Here is a 24,566-nt window from a genome sequence, read left to right on the forward strand (position 1 = left end):
CCCAGCGACGTGTTTATACCGGCTACAGCCCCTTCTACAGGTATATGATGCTGCCGACGCATGCGATAGCGGGGCTCGCCATTGCGACACCGCTGCTCGTCCTTGCGCCAGACCACGCCGCTGTAGCGCTCGCTGGCGGCCTCGTCGGTGGCGTTCTTCCCGACCTCGACCTGTACTCGGGCCATCGGCGCACGCTGCATTACCCCAGCGGGTACACACTCGCGGTTGTCCCGGCTGCTGGGTTCGCCGCCATCCTCCAGACACCGCTGCTCATTGCGCTCACCTTCGTTCTGATGGGCGCTGCACTCCACTGCCGGATGGACCGGTACGGCGGCGGCCTCGAACTCCGTCCGTGGGAGGCCACATCCGAACGTGCCGTGTACGACCACGTTCGTGGGCGGTGGCGGCCGCCGAAGCGATGGATACAGTACGACGGTGCGCCCGCCGACGTGGGACTGATGGTACTTGCAGGTGCACCACTATTCGTCGTGCTTGACGGGCCGTTCCGGTGGGTCGTCGCCGCAGCCCTCCTCACTGGCGCGACCTACGGGCTCCTGCGTCGTCGACTGGCAGCCCTGGCCCCGGTCGTGTTCGGGAACGTTCCCGACTCGATTGCAGCCCACGTTCCGGACCGCTACCGGCAGTAACGCTTGGCTGCCGCGACGCTTTCGCTATTTCACTGCTGCTCTCGTCACTTCCGTCCCACCAGAGCGTTCTCAGCAACGCCGCGAAGCGTCAGCCACGTGTTGATACCCGCCCGCAGTGCAACGAGGTCAGACGCCGCAACAGTGAGTTCGACCCGCTGTCCGTCCCGACTGAGCCGCGCCGTCGTCCGGTCGCCCTCGATATCGTTGATTTCGGGACGGATGCTCTGCTCAATGGCGCGAGCCCGGTCGGCGCTGCTGTACTCGGCGGTCAGGCGGGTCTGATGTGGTGCAGTCATACTGTTCGGGATGGGGCGTCCTCGTATCGGTCACAGGGCTGCCCCAGAAAAGCCGTTCGCAACGTGGCGCAGCCGGCCGTCGACTATCAACCGCGTCACCGACAGTCTCAGTTGACGTTGATCTCTTTGACGTCGGGCGACCGCTCCTTCAGCAGGACGCGGTGTCCGCAGTACGGGCAGCGGACGCCGCCGTACTCGTCCAGCGTCACGTCGCGCTTACAGCGTGAACACTTGTAGCTCATAGCTGAGAGATAGGGATGAAGGTCCTTTACTCCTCGTCTTCGGACAGTGCGGCCCGAATGGAGCGTCGAACAGTCTTGCCGCCAGGCGTTTCCGGCTTGTAGCTGCCGCCGGTGAACTTGTAGTCACAGTAGCTGCACTGCCAGATGCCCGTGCCCTGACGGTCAACGCGGTCTTCGCCGCAGTTCGGACAGGCGTGGTCCTCGTTCATCTCCGATTCGATCTCCGCAACGCGGCGTCGGGACACGCGACCGTAGCGAGCGCCGAAACGGCCCGAGCTGCCGGTCTTTCCGCTCTTGCTAGCCATAGTGGTCTGTTGTCCGCCGAGCGGCCACATAAGGCCTTCGAGATTCGGTTCCCGGCGAGCCCGCGGCGACATAACTCAAGGGGGAGGCGGGCAAACCATCGCTCGATGGCAGCGTTCGACGGAGTTCGCAATCGCCTCCAGCGGGTCGCGCCGGCCACGAGCGGGCGGCTTACCGCCTCGGAGTTCTTGCTGTCGGGCGCGGCGGCGGGTCTGTTTGGCTGGGGTGGCACGCAGGCGATTACGTGGTCGAGCCGCGCTAACGGCGCGCTGTTCGCCACGGCGCTGTGGGCTGTCTTAATCAGTGGCTTCGTCGGCCTGACAGTCCTCCACGCACCGGATTCGGTCCGCTTCTCGGACGCGATGTTCGCCTGGGGAACGGTCAATACTACTGCAACAGCGGTGACTATCGGTGGCCTCCTCGGTGTCATACCCGCACAAGCGGCGTTCTGGCACGCGTGGGTCGGCGCAACGGCGATCGGCTACTGCTGGACCGGTGGGGTCCTCGAAGGGGCTGGACAGCCTGTGCGCGGACGTGGTTATGTGGGTGCGGGCGTCGTCGGCCTCTGTCTGCTGGCCGTCGGGGCGGTAGCGTTTCCGCTTGTCTCCCCAGTCGGTTATCTGGCGCTCGCCGCACTCCATGCGCTCCCGATGGCCCTCGACGTTCGAACGTCGTTACCGGCCGTTCATCGGACCGGTGTCGTCGGAGTCGCGGTGGCCGCCGTGCTTGTTGCTGGTGTTGTCATGGCGTGACCACCGGTCCTGGCGCGGGTGCTACTCCTGCAGTTCGGCTTCCTTGAGTGCCTCGTTCAGATCTGCCCGGACGTGTTCGCCGAGTTCGCGGTCGCCGGCCGTCGTGACGACGCGGTTCTCCTGCACGCTGGAGCCGTCGCGGATGAGCACCCGGACGTTACCGTTGGCGTCGGCGCGGGTGGCCTTCGCCCGGACGCCCGTCGGCGAACTCGCGCCGCCAGCGTCGATGGGGCCGGGGATGACCTTCTTGACGTGAGGGTGGCCGGCGACGGTCTGGATGACTCGCTGGCCCGACCGACCGCCGATGAGCGTCGAGTGGCTCCCGCCCAGTTTCTCCGCCGGCGCGGCGTCGACAACTTCGAGTGCGGGCTCGCCCTGACGGTCGATGACCCGCTGGACGGGGTCGTCGCCCTCGACGCGAAAGAACTCGTAGTGCAGTTGGGGGCGAACGGCGGCGATAACGTCGCGGTCGCCGGTGACGTACACTTCCTCGGGCCGTTTTCGTCGTACCTCGTCCGCGACGAGGCCGGCGAAGTTCCGCAGTTCGACGACGACCGTTTCGTCGCTCCCTTCGCCTTCCGGCGTCGTCGTCACCGTCCGCTGGCCGACGACCGACCCGTCCAGAAGCGAGGTCACCGTCGCCCGCTCGCGGTCGAGTTCGAGGACGACGGCGTCCGTATTGGCAGTGTGACAGACCAGGCAGTAGTCACCCGGCCGGTCAAGCGGCGTGGCACACTGCCGACAGTCCATAGCTGTGGCTATGGGTCCGCGCGGATAAGGGAGACGGTTCACATCTTACGCAATCATAAGCTCAGCGCTCGTCTTCGATGGTCGCGCCGGGCGGGTAGATGGCACAGATAGCAGCGTCGTAGCCGGCGTCGGAGAGGCCAGTCCCGAGGGCGAACACCGTCTCGCCGAGCATCGCCATCGCGGCGTCTCCGCCGGCTTCGGCCACGTCGTCGATGACGCCTTTCACCTCCGGCGTCAGGAGGTCAGCCTCGCGGGAGAACTGCCGGGAGGCCTTCATAAACGTCGAGAGCTTCGGCTCTTTGACGACGGTCGAGAGTGCACGTTCGCCGGCGGCCGTTAGCGTTTCCGTGTCGCCGCCGACCACGTCCGCTGTCGACAACTCGCCGAGCGTGACGTACTCGATGCGGCTGCGGACCGGGATGGCGTCAAGGTAGTTGAACTGCGGCCCGCCGGGTTCGAGGCGGAGCGGCACGCCGCCGCGAGCCTGCGCGACGACATCGCCAAGGCCCGAACCGGACTGGACTTCCGCGCCGTGGGCAATAGTCACGAGTTCGTTGTACGAGAGCCCGTGGCCAAAGACGGCGTTGGCCGCCAGCGCAGTACCAAGCGCCAGTCCGCCGGAGACGCCGAAGCCGGACCCGAGCGGGAGTGGCGTTTCGGCAGTGACGGTCGCCGTGGTTCGAAGGGCGTCCAGCACTCGCTCGACGGCCTCCACCTCAATCGGCTCGCCGTTCAGCGTTACCTTGGTCTCAGCCCCGCGGCTGACGGTAACAGAAACGCCGTCAGACAGGGCCAGTCCGCCCCCGCGAGAACCGGTCTCAATCGGGTCATCGCCCCGGTCGACGGTAAAAAAGCCCGTGATGTGGCCGGGAACGAACGCGTGTGCTTCGTCGCTCATTGCCTCCCCGTGGGACCCGGTGGCGTTAAGGATTGGTGGTCGCCCGCTCCGGCCACGCTGGCTGGCGGACGTTCGCTCCACGCAGGGTTTCAGAAAACCGACAGGCGGTTCTCCGACCCGTAGTTTGATGTGTGTTTACGGCGGATGACTGTGCAAACATGCCGACGATAAGCGCGCGGCTCCCGAGCGAAGAGAAAGCCGAACTGGACGACGTCGCCGAGTTGCTCTCCGAGGACCGGTCGACAACGATTCGAAAGGCGCTCCGGGAGGGACTGGAGACGCTCCGACTTCGCGTCGCCGTCGAGCAGTACCAGTCTGGCGACGTGTCGGCGGCCGAAGCCGCACAGCTCGCGGACCTCTCCATCGCCGAGTGGCTCGACGTGGCCCGCGAGCGAAACCTGACGACACAGCTCGAACTCTCTGATCTGGAGCTCGATGCTGACACAGCCGCGGAGCTATGACCCGCATCTATGTCGGGCCGACGGCGCTGTACTCGCTGGGGCAGGTGGGAGGGCTGTCGCTGCTGGACGCGTTCGACGGCGACATCGTCATTCCCGAGCCCGTCATCGACGAAGTCCAGGTCGAACCGACCGCGACGAACCTGACCGAGTACCGCGAGAACGGCATCGACACTGGCGTCGACGAAGACCACATCGACCAGGCCAAGTCCCTGCTGGGCGATGCCGACCTTGGCGCTGCTGTGACGGTACTCGCTGGCGTGTTAGCTCACCGCGACAGCGACGACCGCTCAGCCGTGGCTGTCGTCTCCGAGGACCGCACCGTCCGTCGGATGGCGCAGGGGCTGGGGGCAGAAGTGACGAGCAGTTTCGGTGTCGTGGTCCGGGCCGCCATCGAGGACAAGTATCTCAAGCCGACCCAGGCAAAGCGAATTGTCAGGCGCATCGACCAGCATGGGATGCACCTGACGGGGGAGTTGCGCGAGCGGGCGGTTGGCGAGGTCGCATGACATCCTCCGCGCCGTGAACGGCGCGGTTTCCTCCGTAGGAGTCTCGGCTATGCCGATTCCCCGGAAGCAATATTCCCGTCACGGTGGACGGTACTTGGGTCTGTGCGCTGTTCTTTGGGACTTTCATGAGAGCGTGGTAGCTCCGACCACTCGTGGTCGTCCCACTCGAACCGCACGGGCCGTGCCATCGGCCTAACTGCCTGCTTTATCTGCCGCTTCAGGAACGTCTCTGACGCCGTAAGGTCGGCGTGGCCCTCGAACCCGCACTGACAGGTGAGTGTGTCTTGGTGCCGTGTCGTTCGGCCCGTCGAACCACACTGCGGGCACTCTTGGCTGGTCCACGCCTCCGACCGGACTTCCACCGAGATACCGTATTCTTCGGCGGTACACGCCAGTCGTTCGGTGAACTGCTTGAACGCCCAGAAGTTGTGAGTCTTGGCGTTGGTTTCGACCGACCAGTGCGTTTCGAGTACGTCGGTCAGGCCACCGATATACACGGTATCGACACCTTCGGCGTACAGTCGTTCGAGCAGGTCACGACACAGTGCTTCTTGTGCGTGGTCGCGGCGACGAGTGCGTTTCCGGTACAGCCGCCGGATGCGCTCACTACTGTACCTGCCTTCTTCGAGTTTCGACTGTAACCGGGCGATTTCTCGTGTCGTTTCACGGAATCGCTGGAATAACTCACGGCCCTCGTACAGATATTGCTCGCCAGTTGTCGTGGTACAGGCAACGAGATTGTTCGCACCAATATCCAGAGCGGCCTTCTCGTCGGCCAGTGGAGTGTCCCGTGCATCATCAGAAACAGTCACGGGTTGCGAAGCCCTGAACGTGTTGTCAGTCTCGTCGTACCACAGTTCCAACCGGCTCTGGTCCTCGTAATCAGGCCAGTTCGGGTCGCCAACGATTTCGAGCCGAAGACGACTTTTCGGGCTGTTGTGCCTGTCACGGAGTTCTTTTCCGACGACCATTTCAAGCCGAGAACGGTCACCCCACTCGATGGTGTAGGCGTCCTTTCGGACAACGCCTTTGAGAACACGTCCGTCGTCTTCGTTGCCACGGAAGCCCGGCGGTTCCGGGTGTTCCGTAACCGACGTGTTTGACTCGTCGTGATACGCCTTCTTGCTCTCGAAGAACCCGCGCCACGCTTCGCTGTTTGCTCGCCGGACAGTTTGAGCGGTGGATGCGCCGAGAACGGCTTTGTATTTGCCCTCAAGTCGGCCTGTATCGGCGTCCCACACGTCTTCGCCCTCGAAGCCGTCTTCGTCGTTGTAGCGCATGAGGCGTTCGTAATTTATCTCGTTCCAGAGAGCGGCACACGCGTCCAACAGGTCCCGTAGCACCTGCTTACCATCGTCTGAAATCGGTCGCACGGCGAACGTGTTGGCACGCTTCATCCAAAGTATAATCAGTCTCAATGTCTAATAAGTCTACTGATGAGGCCAAACATCGACATTGACTGGGCAATCCACGGACGTATCAAAGACTACGCAGAGGCAAACGATTTGACTCTCTCGGAAGCCTATACAGAGGTGTTAGGAGCCGGACTCGACACGCTGGAGACTCAATAACAGCAGTAACACGGCAGTTTCTCACCAGAGCTTACGCGATTCACTCCCGCCCTGCTCAGTCCTCGGTTCCGACTGAGCGTCGGAACGCTCGTCTTTCGCAGGAAGGGCGGGATTCTCTCGCTGAATCAAGATAGCGCCGATTGAGAAGGCGCCGGAGTAACCCCATCTGTACTGGGGTAAGGGACTAATAAACACGGTCCGTACTCCATGCCGTGTCAGAACAACCCGCGCCTCAGTTTCTTGTGGCCTCGGCCGCCGTTTGCGTGCTGGGCTGTCTCGTCGGAGCACTGCTCCCGATTGTCGTCGGGTCATCAGCCGCGTTTACCGGCAGCGTGACTTCAAGCGGGCTTCTCGGACTCGTCTTCACCGTGCGAAACCTCCAACTGCTCCGCGTGACCGGCGAGCCGAGTTTACCGCCGGCCGTCCTGACAACAATTTTCGGCGGCTGGTTCATGCTCGCCCCGTTGTTGTACACTGATGTCGGCTTTCTCGCGACCGCAGGAACACAGCTCGCCGGAACAGTCGTCTCGACGTTCGGACTGTACGTCACGGTCGCCGGGCTGGCCGACGGGCCAGCGTAGACAGCCGCGGCAGCTATTCACCGACCGCAGCGGAGAGCTCTGTGGAAACAACGTCGACAGCGCTCTCAACGTCTGGATGTCTCCCTGTTCCGACATCCTTGCAGCCCTGTTTTCTGTCGATTCGGACCGCGCTATCGTCGAAGAGCTCAGGGCGAACAACAAGTTTGGCTGCAGCACAGACGCCGTCGTCGTCCGGAATCCGATACTCGACGATGCCGCCGTTGGCGTCGCTTCGCTGCCACGGTGCCGGCGGGTCCGGTAGCGCAGCGACCAACTCCTCCGGGTCAGCGGCTGTCTCCGGTGACGGGTGGGACATACTGTAGTAAGGGCTGTGAGACGCAAACGTGTTACGCCGACTGTCCCGTCATTCTACTATCGGTGCGTGGAGCTGACCTCCCCGTCAATTTGGACGGTATACGCCGATATCGGACATTCTGGGCCCTGAACGGGCCGGGGTGCCAGCACCCGCGTTCGGAGCTAGATGCATGGGTTTAACACTCCGGCTCCCAACTCTGGAGGTATGCAGGGTAATCTTCCGCCTGAAGCACAGGAGAAGCTCGAGGAACTGCAGGACCTTCAGCAGACAGCACAGCAGGTCGCCGCACAGAAACAGCAGGCCGAGACGGAGCTCCAGGAGTCCCAGACGGCTCTGGACGAGCTCGACGACATCGACGAGGACTCGACCATGTACCGCGAGGTCGGCGAACTCCTCGTGAAGACCGAGTTCGACGAGGCACAGGACGACCTCGAAGAGAAGGTCAACAGCCTCGAAGTCCGCGTTGAGACGCTCGAAAAGCAGGAAGAGCGCGTTCAGGAGCAGTTCGAAGAGCTCCAGAGCGAGCTCCAGCAGATGCTCGGCGGCGCAGGCGGCGCGGGTCCGGCCGGCGGCCCCGGCGCTGGCGGCGCATAAGGCGATGCCGACAGACGATGAGGTCGTCGAGACAGCCTCAGCCGCCGCCGAAGACGTTGTCTTCTCTCGGTACGACGTCGGCGCGGTCGAGGACCTCGACGTGACTGTCACCTTCGAAGACGGCGTACTGGACGTCGACGTGTACGTCAACGCGCCCGACAGTCGTCAGGACGAGGCACAGGTCGCGGACGACGCTGCCCTTGCCGCACGGGCCGCCGTCGACGACCTGTTCGAAGAATAGGCACCCGCAACCAAGCGGGCAGTCACTCGGTGTTCTACCGACACCGCGAACGGTCAGTCGTGGCTATCGGCGGCTGGGTCCCCGGTCCGGTCGCTTGCGAACCCGGTTCGGAACGCGATCCAGCCAAGCACTGAGACGAACAGTATCGGCGGGAGAATCATGAACCCCCACAGCGGGTCCAGTCCCCAGCCAAGTAGCAGGGCCAGATCAAACAGCCCGATAGCGAGAAACGGCGAGACGAACAGGAGAGCCCGCTTCCGGTTCATCTCACCCGACGATTCCGACGCCGACGAGTCCTCGTCACCCGCAAGCAGGTCTGCCGTCGTGCGGTCACGGGTTCCGTCGCCAGCGTGGACGCTGGACTCGGCGGTGTCATCCATACCCATCATTCAGAGTTCAGCAAGCAAAAAAACCGCGCTTGATTACTCGGCAGGTGAAGAGCCGTCAGGTCAGGGGGATTACGCGTCGCTGTCGTCGTCAGTGGCCTGTTCCTCATCCGAATCCGTCTCGTCAGTGGACTGCTCATCGTCTCCAGCCGCGTCCTCAGTCGACTCCGCAGCAGCGTCGTCCGCGCCACCGCTCTCAGACGGCGATTCGGTTTCGTTCTCGGCCGCGTCGCTCTCGTCACCGGGGGTCAGGTCGCTGATCTGTGCGCCCAGATCACCCGTGAGTTCGCCGGCCTGCTTCTGTCCGATGAGCGTGTGAATCTCGCTGACGAAATCAGGGACCTGTTCGGGGAGGTCCGACGGCGGGCCACGCTGGTCGCCTGCCTGGCCGGCGTCAGCAGGTGGGCCGCGACGGTCAGACGCCGAGGCGGCGCCGTCCGACGTGTTCTCGTCAGCGCTCGCTGTTTCGTTCGCTGCCTGTTCAGTGTCGTTCGCTGCTTGCTCAGCAGCGTTGTCTGCCTGTGCGTTGTCCGCGTGGTCATCAGCCTGTGCGCCTGCTGCGCCGGGAAGTGCCGCCGCCGAGCCCGTGATGACGAGCACGGCAAGCAGGCCGCCGGCAATCGTAGTGAGTTTCATTGTGGTCGTTGCCTCCGCTTGGCTCTCTGGTCGGATGGCATATGAAGGGGGCAAGCCGAAAAGGCGAATTAAGTCGAATTTGCCCGATTTGAGTGTTCTATCGTCTGTTTTAATTCGATTTAATCCCGCTTCAAAGCCCACTCACCACGTCATCGCGCCGAGATCGGACCGCTGGGTGAGATGGTTGGCGTGCGCGTCGCGGGGCCGGCCCGGCCGACGAAGACATAGTTGGAGTCGGTCAGATGATAGCGCACGGGACAGGCCCCTGAAACCGCCGCCGGGGTAGCTTTTCATACCAGCGAGCCCAACACTGGTTCATGGAACACGATGCCACGGTCGAAGGGGTCGGCGTCGGTGTCAGCGAGGAAGGGAGCGGCACGCCGGTCGTTCTACTCCGTGCACGTGAGGAGATCGTCCCAATCTTTGTCAGCACGGACCAGGCCCAGTCGATGCAACTGGCTATCGACGGCGAACCCTTTGAGCGCCCGCTCACTCACGACCTGTTGGTCGAGATGGTGACGGAGTTCGGGGGAGCTATCGACCGGGTCCGTATCGACGACCTCGCCGACGGGACCTTCTACGGGAAGATCGACGCGGAACAGTACACCGACGACCGGCGCAAGGACATGGTATTTGACGCTCGCCCCTCGGATGCCATCGCGATTGCCCTCCGGGTAGACTGTCCGGTCGTCGTGACAGACGATGTTATCGACGAGGCCGGGCGATCGCCGGAGCAGTTCGACCAGAGCGGGAGTGGCAGTGAGGATCTCGGGCTGTGAGGACGCGAAACCTTTCTGCATCTGTCCGCCCTGAAAGTACGTGATGGGGTACGAATCGGTCATCTTCGACAACGACGGCGTGTTGCTGACGCTGACGGACATGGATGCACACTACGTCGGCGCGCGCCAGGCATTCGAGGAACTGGGCGTGGTCTCGCCGTCGACAGCCCACGTCGAGGCGATGAGCATCGGTGTGACAGTGCCCGAGCTCACCGACATCTGTACGCAGTACGATATCGACCCCGAGCGGTTCTTCCGGGCTCGTGACGAGGCCCTGACCGCGGTCCAGCGGGCGCTTATCCGGGCCGGAGAGAAACAGCCATACGCCGATGTATCTGTGCTCGACCGGCTAGACTGCCCGCTGGGTGTGGTTTCCTCGAATCAGCGCGACACCGTCGCGTTCGCCTTTGAGCACTTCGATATCGGCCACTACTTCGACACCGTCTGGGCACGCGAGCCGACAGTCGAGAGCCTCCGCCGGAAGAAACCGCGGCCGTACTACATCGAGCGGGCGATGGACGACCTCAACGTCAGTAATGCCCTGTTCGTCGGCGACAACGAATCCGACATCGAGGCAGCACATCGGGCCGGGATCGACTCGGCGTTTATTCGTCGCCCACATCGGGTCGACACGCAACTCGACGTGACACCGGACCACGATGTGTCTGGCCTCGAAGACGTGGTTCACCTCGCCAGTCGACGCAGCGGGAGCGACTGAGACGTATCCGGACCTAACGGACACGCACTCTTCGTGTTCTGGTACGTATACTGAAAGCAACCTTTCCCATGGCAAGTGCCGTGAAACGGTATGGAGAAGCCGGTCGGTGGAACGGATGAGAACGAACAAGCGGCACGCGACACACCGGCACAGCAGTCCCCTCCTGTGCTGTTGGAGACGCTCGCCGCGCGAATGCCCGAGCCAGTGGTCGTTTCTGCCGCTGACGGGGAGATACGGACCGGGAACGACCACCTCTGTGACCTCCTCGACTCGGACCCATCGGACGTGTTTGGAAGCCAGATAGGGACGTTCTTCCCAGGTCTGGATGACGTTGACCTTAGAGCCCACTGTAGTCAGTCACCGGGAACACCGCTAACGTCGTCGTGCTCTGCTGGTGGCACGGAGCGGTGGGTCGAAATCGCCTTCGAGCCCCAGCAGTGGGACGGCGAAGAATTGTATCTGGGAATCGTCCACGATATCACCGAGCGCCACGAGCGGACGGAGATGCTCGAACAGTACGAACGGATCGTCGAGACCATTGAGGACGGCATCTACACACTTGACGAGGCGTTCACGATGCAGACGGTCAACAGTGCCGTCGAGTCGATGACCGGCTATGATAAGGACACGCTGGTCGGGTCGAACGCGACGCTGCTGGCAGATGAATCCGTCATCGAGGAGGCCGCAGAGATGTCGCGACAGTTCATCGAGGGCGAGCGCGATGTGGGCACGCTGACGACGGACCTCAGAACCGCTGACGGGGACACGCTGCCGATCGAAACCAAATTCACGACGTACGACCGCAAGGACGGGAGCTACCGGCAGGTCGGCGTCGTTCGAGATATCTCTGACCGGAAGCGGTTCGAGGAGACGCTCGCGGCGTTGCACGAGTCAACCAGAAAACTGCTACACACGGAAACCAAGACGGCCGTGGCCGAGCAGATACTCGACACGGCCGTCGACGTACTGGAACTCCACGACGTGGCGATCTACCTGTTCGACCGAAGCGACAACACCCTTCGCAGCGTCGGCGACGTCGACGCGGACCGAAGCGCGTCGATCGGCCCGGGCGAGAGTACAGCGTGGGATGTGTTCGTGCAGGACAGCGCTGTCGAAGTTCCCCCCGGTGAGAGCATCGACCTCGGTGCGGGGCCGGTCACGGCAGACGCAACGCGGCTCTGCCTCCCGCTCGAAGACCACGGCGTGTTCTGCACCGAACTGGGCGAGCAACACATAGACGCCAGGACCCGGGAGATGGTGGACCTGCTCGCCGCCAGCGCCGAAGCCGCGCTCGCTCGTGTCGACCGCGAGACGACGCTCCGCGAACGCGAGGCCGAGCGCCGCGAACAGAACCGTGAACTGCGACGGCTCAAGCAGGTCAACGCAATCATCCGCCGGATCGACCAGGTGCTCGTCGAAGCGGAGACTACCGAGGAGATTGAGCAGGCTGTGTGTGACCAGTTGGCCGACTCACAGTGGTTCTCCTTCGCCTGGATCGGCCGACAGGACGCGACGGAACTCGTCCCCAGAGCGTGGGCGGGTGACACCGCCAGTTATCTGGACGCTATTTCGCTGTCGCTGGAACGCGAGGGCGGGCCGCCGGCCATCCAGACTGCACAGTCCGAAGCGATGACTATCGTCCCATCAGTGGCGGATAACCTTCGAGGAGACCACTGGCGGACGGAGGCACTTTCCCGAGAATTCCAGTCAGCACTCAGCATTCCGCTCGAATACGACGATTTCGTCTACGGTGTCTTGACTGTGTACGCCCAGCAGGAAGACGGGTTCGACGAGATGCTTCAGGAGGTGTTTGCCGAACTCGGCGAGACCATCGCGAATGCGATACAGGAGGTTGAGTCCCGACAGCGGCGGGCCGGCGACGGGACCGTCGAGCTCGAACTATCGCTGTCGGCCCCACAGTCCTTCTTGACCCACCTCTCAGATCAGGTCGGCGCCCCGGTCATCTGTGAAGGGGCCGTACAGCGCAGCGACGGTGCGACCCGTCTCTTCCTCGCTATCTCGGACTGTGACCCCGCTGTCGTTGAGGAGCAGATAGTCTCGATGGCTCGTGTCGACACTGCGCGGTCGATCTCGACCGACCAGTTGGACGGGTTTTACGAGGTCGTCGTGACTGGTCAGACCGTTGCAGAGACGGTACTGGAGCAGGGCGGGCGGTTGAAATCGATCCGAACGTCAACGGATGGACTCACTGTGACAGTTGTCGTCTCGGGCGAAACCGATGTCCGGCGGTTCGTCGAGCAGCTCGGCGAGCGCTACGCGAACGTCACACTGATCGCGCGCCGTGACGGCGCACAGTCCGACGGTCAACGAGACGAGACGGTCCGGTCGGCACTGGAGGAGCAACTCACCGACAGACAGTTCGAAGTCCTTCAGACGGCGTATCTGAGTGGCTTTTTCGACTGGCCCCGGGAGACGACTGGTCAGGAAATCGCGGCCAGTTTAGACGTGTCACAGCCGACGGTCAATCGGCACCTCCGCGTCAGCGAGCGAAAGTTGCTCGAACTCGTGTTCGGCGATAGCTGATAGCGGCGCTATACTACTAGTGACCAGTCCGGCGGGCGGTATCTGTATAGCCACAATCACCTTTTGAACCACTGATCAAGAGACAAACAGCGACGAATCATGTCCCAGGCAAAACTGGTCTACAGACCGACACCCAATGAACCGCTGAGCGAAACCATCGTCCACGCCGTAGCCGACACGCTGGGTATCGACCCTGTCGACCTCGATGACCGAATCAGTGACTGTATCGACCCTGATGCGCTGGACCGACTGTTCCGTCCCGAGACGGACGGCACCACGAGTCCTGACGGGCTGGTCGTGTTCAGTATGGCTGGCTGTCGTATCGAAGTCGAAGGGAACCGTTCGGTGCTGGTGACACCGTCCCGCGGCGGCTCGGTGGCAACTGAACTCGAGGCATAACTCGCGCGACTGTTCTGCTGGCGCTGTGTGACCTTATTTAGAGAGATATTGCCGCCAGCAAACGTATTATTGTCACCTTATTTTTACATATCACCCACAGATCGCTGCTATATTTCAGTAAGTAGATATTTCTTTTGTGGTAGCAATTGAAAAACTGGTACGTAACTCGGAGTAAAGCTGACCAACTACTTTGTTAATAATATACTACTAGCAGCATACACGTCAGTACCACTATAAGCGCAACTTTGCCTCTCAAATGTATGGACCGTGGACACCAACTGATCGGAACCGACTCGCAGTCGGGCAAGAGCGCCAAGGCAGTGACCGTTCAATCTGAAGAAGTAGAAGCACCCAAACACCAGTTAATTGGACATTATTCTACCGCCTGTGTCGATATTCAGGGTGCAACTATCGGGAGGCAGTCACAATGAGTGTTGAGTCACCGGCGGTTGATGCACAGGACCTTCTTGAAGAGGTTCGGACAACCAGTCTCCCGGACCAGGTTGCAGAACTGGCAGACGAGTACGAACGGATCTGTGGCGAGCGTGATCGGTTCCTCTGGCAGTGGATCTACTCGCTGTTCCCTGAGTTTACGCTCTCCTCTGTCCACCCGGATCACGCCGACCACGTCCGGACACAAAAGACGATACTCACGATGTACGTCACGATTCTGGACGACATCGTCGAGAACGACGGGGACCGAGACACCTTCGAAGAGGCCCGACGCCTCGTTCAGGACCCGTCAGCCGTGGACCCGAGTCGTGCAGCGGTAAGCGAGGAATATTTCTCCTTTATCGAGCGTGTATGGCGGGAGTTTGAGGGGGGCCTGACTGACGCACCGCGTGTTGAGGAGTTCTACGACGTGTTCACCTACGATATGCGACAGACGCTAAACGCGATGGATTACAGCGCCGTCGTCAACGAGAACCCACGGATTGCGAACCTCAGCGGGGCCGAAACCTATGGGGCACATAACATGGTAATGTTCCCCTACGCGGCCGTTGACCTGATGTACTCGCCGGAATTCGATCTCGCGGACTACGGCACGGTCCGGGACCTCATCTGGGACCTGCAGGAGATGGCCCGAATCGGCAACTGGCTCACGACCTGGGAGCGAGAGGTCAAGGAAGGAGACTACACTGCGGGAATCGTCGTGTTGGCCCTTCAAGAAGGGTTCGTTACACCTGAAGAACTCGAAAACCCTGACCGGAAAGCCGAACTCATCGACAAAATCAAAACCGAGCAGCTCGAGGCACGGTTCCGGGACCGGTGGGCCGACATCTATCAGTCCGTGCGTGACCGCGAGTTCGATACGGATAGTGTCGACCTTGACGCGCTGGTGCAGGGCATGGAAACAGTGTTCCAGTACCACGAAGCCAGCCGCGGACACAAGTAACAAAGCGACGTTCCGTGGTCCGCGGACAGGTGCGAACTGATTCTACGTATTTAAAACAGAACTGTCGTACCGTCAGTCGTCGGCGACGAGCGGTTCCTCGTCGTCGGCGACAAGGCGGTCCATCGCATCGACCATTGCGCGCACAGACGCCCGCGTGATGTCTGAGTCGCTGGCGGAGACAACGACGTGGTCATCGCCGCGTGACATCTCGATTTCGACCGTAACGAGCGCGTCCGTCCCGCCGGTGATGGCGTCCACGTGGTAGTCTTCGAGTGTCGCATCGGCGGTGTGGGACAGTGCCACCTCGGCAGCGTTCATCGCGGCATCGACCGGCCCGGAGCCGACTGCTGCCTCTTTTCGTTCCTCGCCATCGACCGAGAGTCGGACGCTCGCCGTCGGCGTATCGGAGCCGGAAACGGCAGTTAGGCCGAGCAGCTCGACCCGGCGGGCGCGCGCATCGTCGGTTACCTCGTCGGCGATGGTCAGCAGGTCGGCGTCGGTGACGCGCTTGCCGCGGTCGCCGATCTCCTTGACGCGACTGACGATCTCCGAGAGCTGGTCATCGGTGACCTCGACATCATGCTCGTCGAGTGCCGCCTCGACACCGGCTCGGCCCGCGTGTTTACCGAGCGCGAGTCGGCGTTCGCGGCCCACCTTCTCCGGCGGGTACGGCTCATACATCGAGTCGTCTTTGAGCGTCCCGTCGGTGTGGATGCCGGACTCGTGCGTGAAGGCGTTCTCCCCGACAACCGCCTTGTTGGGAGCCAGCGGGATGCCGGTCCGGTTGGCGATGAGCTGAGCGAGGTCGTACACCTCGGTGAGGGCCATCGATTCGACGCCGTAGCCATGGTCGAGCGCAATGGCGACCTCTTCAAGGGCGACATTGCCGGCGCGCTCGCCAATGCCGTTTATCGTCCCGTGGACGAGGTCCGCACCCGCTGCGATGGAGACCAGAGCGTTCGTCACTGCGAGCCCCAGATCATCGTGGGTGTGTGTGCTCACCGGACCCAGGTCCGAGAGCCGGGAGACGCATTCGAGCGCGCGGTCCGGCGTCGCGTGGCCGACGGTGTCGGCCCAGCAGATGCGGTCTGCGCCGGCCTCGACGGCGGCTCCGAGTAATTCTTCGAGGTAGTCCAGATCGGCTCGGGAGCCGTCCTCGCCGATGACCTCGACCCAGAGCCCGTGGTCGACGGCGTACTCCACCAGTTCGACGGTGTTGTCGACGTTTTCGCTCTTGGAGGTCCCGACCTTCTGCTCTACGTGCTTGTCACTGGCCGGGACGACGAGGTTGATGCCGTCGACACCACAGTCAAGCGCGAGGTCGATATCGTTCTGGATACCACGACAGAAGCTGGTGACAGTGCTGTCGAGGTCAAGCCCCGCGACGCGGGAAATCGTCTCGCGCTCGCCGGGGCCGGTACAGGCGCTCCCGGCTTCGATGACGTCGATACGCGCCGCATCGAGCGAGCGGGCGATATCAGCCTTGTCGTCCGGCGTCAGCGACACGCCGGGGGCTTGCTCGCCATCACGCAGCGTCGTGTCGAGAAACTGTACCTCACCGACATCTGAGAGCGCACGCATCGCTGGGTGCCCCTCGAACAATGTGTTCTGACTCACAGAAGATGCTCCATCACGCGCCACGAATTTCGCGGCCAGCCGCCTCGCGGCGACTTCCTCTATCCTCCGTCGGGTGTTCCGACATAGTGGTGTCTACTCTAATCCTCACGGTCTAAAAGGTGACGGAACTGACTACCACGCCACACGCCTATCGCGTTCAGGATTCCAGACGGACCGTGTCACCTTCGGAAACGTCCGACGCCGCGCCACCGGGTAGTTCGATGACAGTGTCTGCGGTCGCGTAGCCAATTGAGCGCCAGGGTTGCAGGGTGTCGACAGTCTGGACCTCCTCGTCAACGAGCCAGAGCACATCAAGCGGAAACCGGACGAACAGCATGTGGATGAACTGTCGGCTCGCGTGGTCGAAGGGAAAGACGAGCGCGTAGTCGTCGGGAATTGATGACCGGAACATCAGCCCCCGTCCCTGTTCAAGTATCGACTCGGCGTACTCCACCTCCGTTGCAAGGGGGTGTGCCGCGCCGTCGGGGTCGTGAACGAGCCGCATACCACCGCCGAAGTCGTAGGCAGGCAAAAAGTCTTCTGTCGGAACGGTGGATTTGAGGGGGCACGGACACTCATTACCTCGCATGGAAAAGGCTCCTGGGGGGACATCCGTCGGCGTTGACGACCCGTACGACCACGTAAAGCGGTGTGACTTCGTCACCAGCGAGGGGAAGTGTCGCTGGGCGCGCGAACACGGCCGTCACGACCCCGAATTCGCCAATGCCCGGAGTGCCGATGACTTTCGCTGTCCGGCAGCAATTGCGCCAGATGACGCGGACACGGACACGGAGCCGGAATGGGACTGGGCCGACTGCCCGCATTTCCGCTCCCGAAACCACGACCGGGAGTGTGTTCGTTGCGGACTTGAAGAGCGACGGATGGCCCACTCTGCGGACCGACCGCTGCTGGAGGAACACCATCTCTCGTACCGTGACGGCGGCGACGAGCTATCTCACGAAATAACGGTATTTCTCTGCCGGTGGTGTCACGCGAAGATTCATCAGTCGTGGGCGCGAATCAACGATGACGCAAATCCAGACCCCGAAGCCATCGCACAGCGTGAACAGCGCCGTTCTAAGGAGCAATCCGAACTGGGCTTCGAATCGGCGGCCGACCGCTATGACGACTCGGAGTAATTCTAAATATCTTATTTGATAATTACTGCCGCACAGATAAGTAGTCACGTAGTAACCAGTTACTAAAGTGACCTCTCCAGCGCTCACGAAACAGTCGCTGGGGACGGGATATGTCGTCGCAACGGGCGTCGTGATTTCCGGCGCATTACTCGCCCACGGCATGTCTATCGTCCGGCCGTCCCCGGTAGACGTGGTCATCCTCGGCGTGGGGCTGACACCGGCGCTAGCCCTGGTAGCAGCGAACTACTGGCTACCGGTGAGTGGACTGTCTGGCGACCAGATATGGACTGCCGCGGAGTGGTGCGGGCTGGGTGTCGCGCTGTTTACCGTTATCAAAATCGTCGTATTGCTCGCCCCGGTACCGCAGTCCTCGATGATCCCGTCGATACTTGCAAGCGGGGTCGCAGTCGGCGGGTTCGGCGGGATTTTGTTCGGGTGGCTGCTGGAACTCCGGCGGTCTCGACGCCGCCTCGCCCAGAGCAACGAAGTGTTGTTTCGAGTCCTCAGGCATGACCTGCGGAACGACCTCAATGTCGCACTCGGACACCTCGGTGAATTGCAGCGGGAGACGGCAGAGCGCGGCAGGCCCGAGTCACGCGCACATGTCGAGCAGTTGAACGGAACTATCGATGGCATCATCGCTACCACAGAGAAGGCGAGACAGATAGAGTTCGCGTTCGATGCGGACCGCCGTGCGCAGGAGCCGATTGACCTCGTGCCATGCGTCAGAGAACAGGCAAAAAAGATCACGCAGTCGACTCCGGAGGCAACTGTTGAACTCGACCTCCCTGAACAGTCGCGGGTGTACGCCGACTGGATGCTCGACACCGTGCTCCGGAACGTTATCGAGAACGCAGTCGTCCACTGCGAAGAGACCCCGACACTGTATATCTCAGTCGAAGAGCACGGTCGAACCGTATTCGTCCACATCGGGGATAACTGTCCGTCGATTCCACAGCACGAACGGGATGTCCTCAATAGCGGCGTGGAGACGCAACTGTGCCACTCAAAAGGAGTCGGACTGTGGCTGACGACGTGGATCGTCGAGAGTTACGGCGGGGCAGTGCACCTCACGACCTCGGACGACGGCAACACCGTGACGCTGGAACTGTGTGGCCCGACAGTTCTCGACGAGATCCGCCAAACACTTCGAGAGTGGCCCTGAAGCCAGTCGCAAAGGGAACCGTCGACCGCATCAGGAGATATATACGCCTTCGCAGCCTTCGCGTCAGTAATGACCCGAATCGACGTTATCGACAATCACGGACAGTTCACACATCTGGAGCAGCGCGCGCTCCGTGACATGGGTGTCGATGTCTCGCTCAGGGACAACACGACTCCGCCAGAGGAGATCGACGCCGACGGCATTGTTCTCTCCGGCGGCCCCGACATGGACGATATCGGAAACTGCCCCGAGTATCTCGATCTCGACGTGCCCGTGCTCGGCATCTGTCTGGGGATGCAACTCATCGCTGACGAACTCGGCGGTCGGGTCGGCGGCGGCGAGTACGGCGGCTACGCGGACGTGACGGTGGACATCCTCGATGATGACGACCCGCTGCTCGGCTCGCTGTATCCCGAAACGCGTGTGTGGGCCAGCCACGCTGACGAAGTGAAGGAAGTCCCGCCCGGATTCGAGCGGACCGCGACCTCCGATGTCTGTGGCGTCGAGGCGATGAGCAACACAGACGAAGCGATATACGGCGTCCAGTGGCATCCAGAGGTCGCTCACACCGAAGAGGGCGAGGAAGTGTTCGAGAACTTCCTGTCGGTCTGTGACCAGCAGTCTGTCGCTCGCCAGTAATCGCTGCAGCGTGATGTAACTGGTTTTATATTCACGCGTAGGATGTGATACATAAATGACGGCGACTCAGGGAAATCTCGCTAGTCTTTCGCGGTTTATTTTCAGGGCTCCGACCTGGTATACGAGCCTGGCCTTTGCACTGGTCATCGCGGCGATGACTGGTATCGTTGCGTTCGATTCGCGGTTCATCCTCGACGACGCCTGGCAGGGCGTGTTTCTCATCGGCCTGCCGACCTCAATCGCCAGTGCCGTGACGCCGTGGGTCGACCGGCAGCTGGGCGGACAATTAACCCCGAACCGGGCCACCCTGCTTGCGGTCATCTGTGAGCTCATCACGATTGCGATGCTGACCATCGCCGGCGTTATCGCCGTCTTTACTGTCCGCCTCGGCCAGAACTTCGTCTTCGACGTATTGCTGGTCGCGCTGGCATCGATATTCGCCTTCCGGCTGCTGATACTGATGGCCGTCTCGCGGCACTCGCTGCTGAAAGCGACGATTCCGGCGAGCGTCCAGACAGTCACTGCCGCCGTGTTGCTGGCGATATACAGCGGCGCAACCGCGTTCATCCTCGAAGACCCGATGCTCCGGGAGTACCTCTCCCGCCCGGAAGAGGTCCCCCCGCAGGTACAGGGGTTCATCCCGGAGGATTTCATCATTCTCGCGGTTATCTGTGTCATCTATGCGCTGGCAGTCTGGCTATTCCTCGTCGTTATCGACCAACCGTGGCGCTCCTCGCTGGGTGTTTCCGCACTCGATTTCCTCCGGGGCTTCATCGGCCACATTGCCGAGGGCACGCGCGAACTGGAGGAGTTCTTCGAGGAGATCGGCGAAGAAGCCGTCGTCCCAGTCACCTTGCTGTCGGTCCGCCGGCCGGACGGCGAGGAGAAAGCCCGGTTCGTCCTGCCGATGATTCACCCTGGTCCGATGGGTGAAATCGGTGGTGGCAACCTCCCCAGACGCGTCGCCGAGTCGGCTGACGGCCTTGCTTTCCCGCCACACGCGACCGCCGGCCACGACTTCAACCTCGTCACCGAACGGGAAGTCGACAAGATCCTGTCGACGGCCGAGACTGCGTACCAGAACATCGAATACGACAGCCAAGCGACGGCAGGACACCGGGTCACCGAGGGAGAGGCCACGCTGACGGGACAGGCGTTTGGCTCCGACGCGCTCGTCGTGAACACGTACGCGCCGGGCTGTGCCGACGACGTGGAGTACGCCGTGGGACTCTCAGCGATGTCGGAAGCGCGGGCCGACGGGCTCGACGACGTGCTTCTAGTCGACGCACACAACTGCAACGACGGGCTCGAAGGCGACGACCTCGGCCACGTCGTTCCCGGCAGTCAGCGGTCCTTCGATATGCTTCACGGCGCTGGACAGCTTGGAAGCCTGCTCACGGACGCCGAAACTGGCCAACTCCGCTGTGGCGTCGCCTGGGATGAAACCCCCTGGGAGCCCGAGGAGGGTATCGGCCCGCTCGGAATCCGGGTCTGTGTCTTCGAGGTCAACGACCAGCGGACGGCGTACGTACTCATCGACGGCAACAACATGGAGCCGGGCCTCCGCCAGCGCATCATCGACGCCGCTGAAGGCGTGGATACGATGGAGGTGATGACAAGCGACACCCACATCGTCAACACAGTCGAAGCCGAGAATCAGGTCGGACAGGTTATCTCTGAGAAGGAGATCGTTGCGCTCATCGGGGACCTCGTCGACAGGGCCATCGCCGATCTTGAACCCGTCGAGGCCGGGATGGCGAGCGAACAGGCGACGGTAACGGTGTTCGGAAACGACCGGACCGAGACGCTGGCCTCGACTGCCAACGCGATGGTGTCGATGGGCGGTGCGCTGGCCGCAGCGTTTATTCTCATCGTCATGACGGTCAGCGTGCTGATTTTCCTGCTGACCTGACGGGCGGTCGACCGGATATGCTCCGTCAGAGATACAGCGCTGTCGCTCAGCGAACTGTTCCGTCAGAAAGCGCCGAGGAGGAGATTTGAACTCCTGAGTCCGTGAGGACAGTTGCTCTCGAAGCAACCGCCTTGGCCAGGCTAGGCTACCTCGGCTCATCAATCAGTACCGCCGTTTGCTCTTTAGGGGTTTCGATTTCGGACTCGACACCCCTTTATCGGACCCGTAACATGACAGACTATGGACGCTACCGAGGCAAGCGAGGTGTCGAGTCAGATCCTCGATGAGATCGGGAGTGCCGTCATCGCTGACCGCGGCTTCTTCGAGACGGTGCTGCTGGGGGTCGTCGCGAAGGGCCACGTCCTGCTTGAGGACGTTCCCGGCACAGGGAAGACGCTGACCGCCCGCAGCGTCGCGACCGCGCTGGGACTGTCCTTCTCCCGCATCCAGTTCACGCCGGACCTCCTGCCGGCCGATATCACGGGGACACACATCTTCAACGAGGAGTCCCGGAGCTTCGAATTCACCGAAGGACCGGTGTTCGCCAACGTCCTGTTGGCCGACGAGATCAACCGCGCACCGCCAAAGACCCAGTCCGCGCTGCTCGAAGCGATGGAAGAAGGACAGGTCACCGTCGACGGGGACACGTACGAGCTGCCGGAACCGTTCTTTGTCATCGCCACGCAGAACCCCGTCGATATGGAGGGGACCTTCGAACTCCCCGAAGCACAGGTCGACCGGTTTCTGGCCAAGACATCACTCGGCTATCCTGACGGCGAGGGCGAGGTCGAACTCCTCCGGCGGCGTGCCGGTCGAACGACACAGAGTCCGACCGTGGAACCGGTGCTTGACGCGGAGTCAGTCAAAGAACTCCGGAGCGTTCCGGAGACAGTTACGGTCGACGACGACCTGCTGCAGTACATGGCTGACCTCGTCCGGGCGACCAGAGACGACTACCGCGTAGATGTGGGGGTCTCACCGCGCGGGACCCAGCGATTGTTCGAGGCAACGCGGGCGATGGCGACAATCGCCGGCCGGGAGTACGTTGCACCGGACGACATCAAGCGGGTCGCACAGCCGGTGCTGGCCCATAGGCTCGTGTTAACGCCCGATGCCCGCGTCGAGCAAGTCGACAAGGGAACCGTTATCCAGAGCGTGCTCGACGAGGTCCCCGTCCCGACCGTCTAACCCCACGTCCAGTGGGCATCAAGCGCGTAGCGATACACACCTGTGATGACGATGGCCCCGGCATTCCCGACCAACGGCACGACGCCGCCCCAGGTGACAAAGGCGTAGAGAAGGCCTAACTGAAGTGGGATAGCTGTCCCACGGACGAGGTTCGTCTTCCCTAGCCCGAGTACGTACTCCCGCAGGCTCGAATGCTGCGACCGGTGGAACGTCCAGGCGTTGTTCAGAGCGTACTGTAGCAGGATCGTACATTCGATGGCGATAGCGGCTGCGAAAATGTAATTCAGGCCACCGATATCAGTAAACAGCCATAGGAGCGCCTGCTGGACCGATGCAGCAAACACACCGACGAGGAAAAACCGGACGAGTTGCTGTCGCCGGGCCGGTGTGACGACAGCGGACGCCATACAGCCTTACTGATAACCGAGTGCCTTTAATCGTGCTGTTATCTCGTCGGATGCCTCGGTGTTTCCAGCCCCCGTCCCGTCGCTGTCGAGTGTGGCGAGGTGGTCGGCGACGGCATCCGACAGGCGGTCGAGGACGGTTGCAGGCGGGTCGGCATCCGTCGAGCCCGAACACAGATCGACCTGTTCCTCGGGGTCGTTCGTCCGGTCGTACAGTTCCTGGTGGCCCGATTCTGTGAATTCGATGTACGTGTAGCGCTCGTCGCGTGCGCTGAGGAGGAGTTCCCCATCCGCACGGTTCCGCGGAATCGGCTGACTGGTCACGCTCTCGCCCCGGACCGCTGCGGAGACGATGGGACCGCGGTCCTCGATGGCCCCGCCGTGGACCGCTGGAGCGACAGACGCCCCGTCCCACTCCGCCGCCGGCGTGAGCGACAGCAGGTCGCACACTGTCGGCGCAATTGTGTCGAGGCCGACCGGCGTCTCGACCGACTGGTGCTCGCTGTCCGGCGTCGAGACGATGTATGGAACGTCGATGAGTTCTCGGTAGAGCTTGGGGTAATGAGCGAGATGGCCGTGTTCAAGGAACTCTTCGCCGTGGTCGCCGGCGACGATGATGGTAGTGTCGTCGCGGTGGCCTTCAGTTTCGAGAGTGTCGAGGAGCCGACCGACGCTGGCGTCAACCTGCCGGACCGTCGCCTCGTACAGCGTCCGGAGCGTCTCCAGCGTCCGGTCGTCGACTTCCCAGCCCAGCCCGGTTCGGAGGTGGGACGTGAGCATCCGGAGGACGCCGAAGTGGTTGTCCGACACTTCACGGATGTGCCGTGGTGCCGGGACGTACGGCGTGTGCGTATCCATGTAGTGGACCCACAGGAAGAACGGTCCGTCGGTCGTCTCCAAGAACTCAGTAGCGTGGTCTTCGAGGTCACCCATCCGGGACACGTCGGCGAAGGGGCGTTCGTCGGACCCGCCGCTGAGAACGGTTGCGGCGCGCCGGAACGGCGAGGTTCCCAGCTGGACCCATGCCTGAATCGTCGGATGGGCCGCCAGATACTTGCTGTAGCCGCCGCTGTCGACGAACGGCTCGAACTCGTCGAATCCGCGGTCGTACCCCCAGTGGTCGGTGAGAAAGCCGTTGGCGGCGTTGAACCCTGCCGTCTCGACACCGGCATCGGACACCTGCTCGGCCAGCGTCGGTGTTGACGCCAGACCGATGTCTTCGCTTTCGGTGAACACCGGTCGCGACCCGTGAATGCTAGGGAACGAAAACGGCGTCCAGTTCCCCTGTGCCACGGCGTTTTCGAAGACGACGCCCGAGTCGGCGAGGGAATCCATGACTGGGGAGACGCTGTCAGTACCACCCAGTGCGTCGGCCCGCAGCGAGTCAACCGTGACTAGCACCACGTTCTGGGGTTCTGAAGCCGTCATAACCGACCCACCTTCCCCCTCACTCGCAATGTTACCGACGTATCGCGTCCACAGACCG

At 62.2% G+C, this 24,566-nt stretch carries 30 protein-coding genes and 1 tRNA gene; 17 read left to right on the forward strand and 14 right to left on the reverse strand.

Going from position 1 to position 24,566, the window contains the following annotated elements; genetic code table 11:
* Positions 1–44 precede the first annotated feature (44 nt).
* Entirely contained in the window at positions 45–647 is a 603-nt protein-coding gene (locus tag BDK61_RS13310) for a metal-dependent hydrolase (RefSeq protein ID WP_004957591.1), read from the forward strand.
* Between the two features lie 44 nt (positions 648–691).
* On the opposite strand, the gene BDK61_RS13315 is transcribed toward BDK61_RS13310, so the two are convergent.
* The 3 genes from BDK61_RS13315 to BDK61_RS13325 all read right to left on the reverse strand — a co-directional run bounded on the left by BDK61_RS13315 (position 692) and on the right by BDK61_RS13325 (position 1,520).
* Entirely contained in the window at positions 692–943 is a 252-nt protein-coding gene (locus BDK61_RS13315; protein WP_004957592.1) for a KEOPS complex subunit Pcc1, read from the reverse strand.
* Positions 944–1,050: 107 nt separating this feature from the next.
* Positions 1,051–1,185 carry a DNA-directed RNA polymerase subunit P gene (locus BDK61_RS13320; RefSeq protein ID WP_004517024.1) on the reverse strand — a complete coding sequence of 45 codons (135 nt, stop codon included), beginning with the start codon at positions 1,183–1,185 and terminating at the stop codon, positions 1,051–1,053.
* Between the two features lie 26 nt (positions 1,186–1,211).
* The gene (locus BDK61_RS13325; RefSeq protein ID WP_004591489.1) at positions 1,212–1,520 is read right to left on the reverse strand and encodes a 50S ribosomal protein L37ae; all 309 of its coding nucleotides are present in this window, start codon (positions 1,518–1,520) and stop codon (positions 1,212–1,214) included.
* 75 nt (positions 1,521–1,595) lie between these two features.
* Here BDK61_RS13325 and BDK61_RS13330 point away from each other — a divergent pair, with 75 nt between their 5' ends.
* Positions 1,596–2,240 (forward strand): hypothetical protein, encoded by a 645-nt coding sequence (locus BDK61_RS13330; protein WP_011223778.1) that lies wholly within the window; start codon positions 1,596–1,598, stop codon positions 2,238–2,240.
* A gap of 21 nt (positions 2,241–2,261) precedes the next feature.
* Here the strand turns inward: BDK61_RS13330 and BDK61_RS13335 are convergent, their stop codons facing one another.
* Together BDK61_RS13335 and BDK61_RS13340 are read right to left on the reverse strand one after the other, a co-directional pair.
* On the reverse strand, positions 2,262–2,990 hold the full coding sequence (locus BDK61_RS13335; protein WP_007187688.1) for a DUF2103 domain-containing protein: 729 nt from the start codon (positions 2,988–2,990) through the stop codon (positions 2,262–2,264).
* Positions 2,991–3,051: 61 nt separating this feature from the next.
* On the reverse strand, positions 3,052–3,888 hold the full coding sequence (locus BDK61_RS13340; protein ID WP_011223780.1) for a pantoate kinase: 837 nt from the start codon (positions 3,886–3,888) through the stop codon (positions 3,052–3,054).
* Between the two features lie 158 nt (positions 3,889–4,046).
* Between BDK61_RS13340 and BDK61_RS13345 the strand changes: the two genes are divergently transcribed.
* On the forward strand, positions 4,047–4,349 hold the full coding sequence (locus BDK61_RS13345; protein WP_004957605.1) for a UPF0175 family protein: 303 nt from the start codon (positions 4,047–4,049) through the stop codon (positions 4,347–4,349).
* The gene (locus BDK61_RS13350; protein ID WP_121303474.1) at positions 4,346–4,855 is read left to right on the forward strand and encodes a hypothetical protein; all 510 of its coding nucleotides are present in this window, start codon (positions 4,346–4,348) and stop codon (positions 4,853–4,855) included. The genes BDK61_RS13345 and BDK61_RS13350 overlap by 4 nt, the downstream gene beginning before the upstream one ends.
* 47 nt (positions 4,856–4,902) lie before the next feature.
* Here the strand turns inward: BDK61_RS13350 and BDK61_RS13355 are convergent, their stop codons facing one another.
* On the reverse strand, positions 4,903–6,252 hold the full coding sequence (locus BDK61_RS13355; protein ID WP_121303475.1) for an RNA-guided endonuclease InsQ/TnpB family protein: 1,350 nt from the start codon (positions 6,250–6,252) through the stop codon (positions 4,903–4,905).
* Between the two features lie 437 nt (positions 6,253–6,689).
* On the opposite strand from BDK61_RS13355, the gene BDK61_RS13360 reads away from it, so the two are divergent.
* Positions 6,690–7,007 (forward strand): hypothetical protein, encoded by a 318-nt coding sequence (locus BDK61_RS13360; protein ID WP_049938908.1) that lies wholly within the window; start codon positions 6,690–6,692, stop codon positions 7,005–7,007.
* Positions 7,008–7,020: 13 nt separating this feature from the next.
* On the opposite strand, the gene BDK61_RS13365 is transcribed toward BDK61_RS13360, so the two are convergent.
* Positions 7,021–7,323, reverse strand: coding sequence for a hypothetical protein (locus BDK61_RS13365; protein WP_004957619.1), 303 nt, complete (start codon positions 7,321–7,323; stop codon positions 7,021–7,023).
* A 204-nt stretch (positions 7,324–7,527) separates the two neighbouring features.
* On the opposite strand from BDK61_RS13365, the gene BDK61_RS13370 reads away from it, so the two are divergent.
* A complete protein-coding gene (locus tag BDK61_RS13370) occupies positions 7,528–7,917 on the forward strand; it encodes a prefoldin subunit beta (protein WP_004591484.1) in 390 nt (129 codons plus the stop codon).
* A gap of 4 nt (positions 7,918–7,921) precedes the next feature.
* Entirely contained in the window at positions 7,922–8,158 is a 237-nt protein-coding gene (locus BDK61_RS13375) for a hypothetical protein (RefSeq protein ID WP_004957622.1), read from the forward strand.
* A 53-nt stretch (positions 8,159–8,211) separates the two neighbouring features.
* Here BDK61_RS13375 and BDK61_RS13380 read toward each other — a convergent pair whose 3' ends face one another.
* Both BDK61_RS13380 and BDK61_RS13385 read right to left on the reverse strand, forming a co-directional pair.
* On the reverse strand, positions 8,212–8,538 hold the full coding sequence (locus BDK61_RS13380) for a hypothetical protein (protein ID WP_049944509.1): 327 nt from the start codon (positions 8,536–8,538) through the stop codon (positions 8,212–8,214).
* A gap of 78 nt (positions 8,539–8,616) precedes the next feature.
* Entirely contained in the window at positions 8,617–9,180 is a 564-nt protein-coding gene (locus tag BDK61_RS13385) for a hypothetical protein (protein ID WP_007187693.1), read from the reverse strand.
* Between the two features lie 317 nt (positions 9,181–9,497).
* Here BDK61_RS13385 and BDK61_RS13390 point away from each other — a divergent pair, with 317 nt between their 5' ends.
* From BDK61_RS13390 to BDK61_RS13410, 5 genes are all read left to right on the forward strand, one after another.
* The gene (locus BDK61_RS13390; RefSeq protein WP_007187694.1) at positions 9,498–9,959 is read left to right on the forward strand and encodes a bifunctional nuclease family protein; all 462 of its coding nucleotides are present in this window, start codon (positions 9,498–9,500) and stop codon (positions 9,957–9,959) included.
* Positions 9,960–10,002: 43 nt separating this feature from the next.
* Complete coding sequence (locus tag BDK61_RS13395; RefSeq protein WP_007187695.1) at positions 10,003–10,677, forward strand: HAD family hydrolase; 675 nt, start codon at positions 10,003–10,005, stop codon at positions 10,675–10,677.
* Positions 10,678–10,767: 90 nt separating this feature from the next.
* On the forward strand, positions 10,768–13,221 hold the full coding sequence (locus BDK61_RS13400) for a PAS domain S-box protein (RefSeq protein ID WP_121303476.1): 2,454 nt from the start codon (positions 10,768–10,770) through the stop codon (positions 13,219–13,221).
* Positions 13,222–13,320: 99 nt separating this feature from the next.
* On the forward strand, positions 13,321–13,620 hold the full coding sequence (locus BDK61_RS13405; protein ID WP_011223788.1) for a HalOD1 output domain-containing protein: 300 nt from the start codon (positions 13,321–13,323) through the stop codon (positions 13,618–13,620).
* A 427-nt stretch (positions 13,621–14,047) separates the two neighbouring features.
* Positions 14,048–15,016, forward strand: a complete 969-nt coding sequence (locus BDK61_RS13410) for a terpene synthase family protein (protein ID WP_011223789.1) — start codon at positions 14,048–14,050, stop codon at positions 15,014–15,016.
* 72 nt (positions 15,017–15,088) lie between these two features.
* Here BDK61_RS13410 and BDK61_RS13415 read toward each other — a convergent pair whose 3' ends face one another.
* The gene (locus BDK61_RS13415; RefSeq protein WP_011223790.1) at positions 15,089–16,597 is read right to left on the reverse strand and encodes a (R)-citramalate synthase; all 1,509 of its coding nucleotides are present in this window, start codon (positions 16,595–16,597) and stop codon (positions 15,089–15,091) included.
* Between the two features lie 193 nt (positions 16,598–16,790).
* Complete coding sequence (locus tag BDK61_RS13420) at positions 16,791–17,138, reverse strand: DUF192 domain-containing protein (protein WP_121303477.1); 348 nt, start codon at positions 17,136–17,138, stop codon at positions 16,791–16,793.
* A gap of 82 nt (positions 17,139–17,220) precedes the next feature.
* On the opposite strand from BDK61_RS13420, the gene BDK61_RS13425 reads away from it, so the two are divergent.
* The 4 genes from BDK61_RS13425 to BDK61_RS13440 all read left to right on the forward strand — a co-directional run bounded on the left by BDK61_RS13425 (position 17,221) and on the right by BDK61_RS13440 (position 21,488).
* Positions 17,221–17,772 carry a DUF7097 family protein gene (locus tag BDK61_RS13425; protein WP_007187699.1) on the forward strand — a complete coding sequence of 184 codons (552 nt, stop codon included), beginning with the start codon at positions 17,221–17,223 and terminating at the stop codon, positions 17,770–17,772.
* Positions 17,773–17,839: 67 nt separating this feature from the next.
* On the forward strand, positions 17,840–18,937 hold the full coding sequence (locus BDK61_RS13430) for an ATP-binding protein (RefSeq protein ID WP_121303478.1): 1,098 nt from the start codon (positions 17,840–17,842) through the stop codon (positions 18,935–18,937).
* Positions 18,938–19,006: 69 nt separating this feature from the next.
* Entirely contained in the window at positions 19,007–19,576 is a 570-nt protein-coding gene (locus tag BDK61_RS13435) for a GMP synthase subunit A (protein WP_004957654.1), read from the forward strand.
* A 55-nt stretch (positions 19,577–19,631) separates the two neighbouring features.
* A complete protein-coding gene (locus BDK61_RS13440) occupies positions 19,632–21,488 on the forward strand; it encodes a DUF2070 family protein (protein WP_121303479.1) in 1,857 nt (618 codons plus the stop codon).
* Positions 21,489–21,558: 70 nt separating this feature from the next.
* Here BDK61_RS13440 and BDK61_RS13445 read toward each other — a convergent pair.
* Positions 21,559–21,643: transfer RNA gene (locus tag BDK61_RS13445), tRNA-Ser, on the reverse strand.
* 85 nt (positions 21,644–21,728) lie between these two features.
* On the opposite strand from BDK61_RS13445, the gene BDK61_RS13450 reads away from it, so the two are divergent.
* A complete protein-coding gene (locus BDK61_RS13450; RefSeq protein WP_004957659.1) occupies positions 21,729–22,676 on the forward strand; it encodes an AAA family ATPase in 948 nt (315 codons plus the stop codon).
* Here BDK61_RS13450 and BDK61_RS13455 read toward each other — a convergent pair.
* On the reverse strand, positions 22,673–23,083 hold the full coding sequence (locus tag BDK61_RS13455) for a GtrA family protein (protein ID WP_007187702.1): 411 nt from the start codon (positions 23,081–23,083) through the stop codon (positions 22,673–22,675). The two genes, BDK61_RS13450 and BDK61_RS13455, sit on opposite strands and share 4 nt — an antisense overlap.
* Before the next feature lie 6 nt (positions 23,084–23,089).
* Positions 23,090–24,508, reverse strand: coding sequence for a sulfatase-like hydrolase/transferase (locus BDK61_RS13460; RefSeq protein ID WP_121303480.1), 1,419 nt, complete (start codon positions 24,506–24,508; stop codon positions 23,090–23,092).
* Positions 24,509–24,566: the final 58 nt, after the last annotated feature.

Origin of the sequence: Haloarcula quadrata (assembly GCF_003634715.1) — an archaeon.
GTDB classification, from domain to species: Archaea; Halobacteriota; Halobacteria; order Halobacteriales; family Haloarculaceae; genus Haloarcula; species Haloarcula marismortui.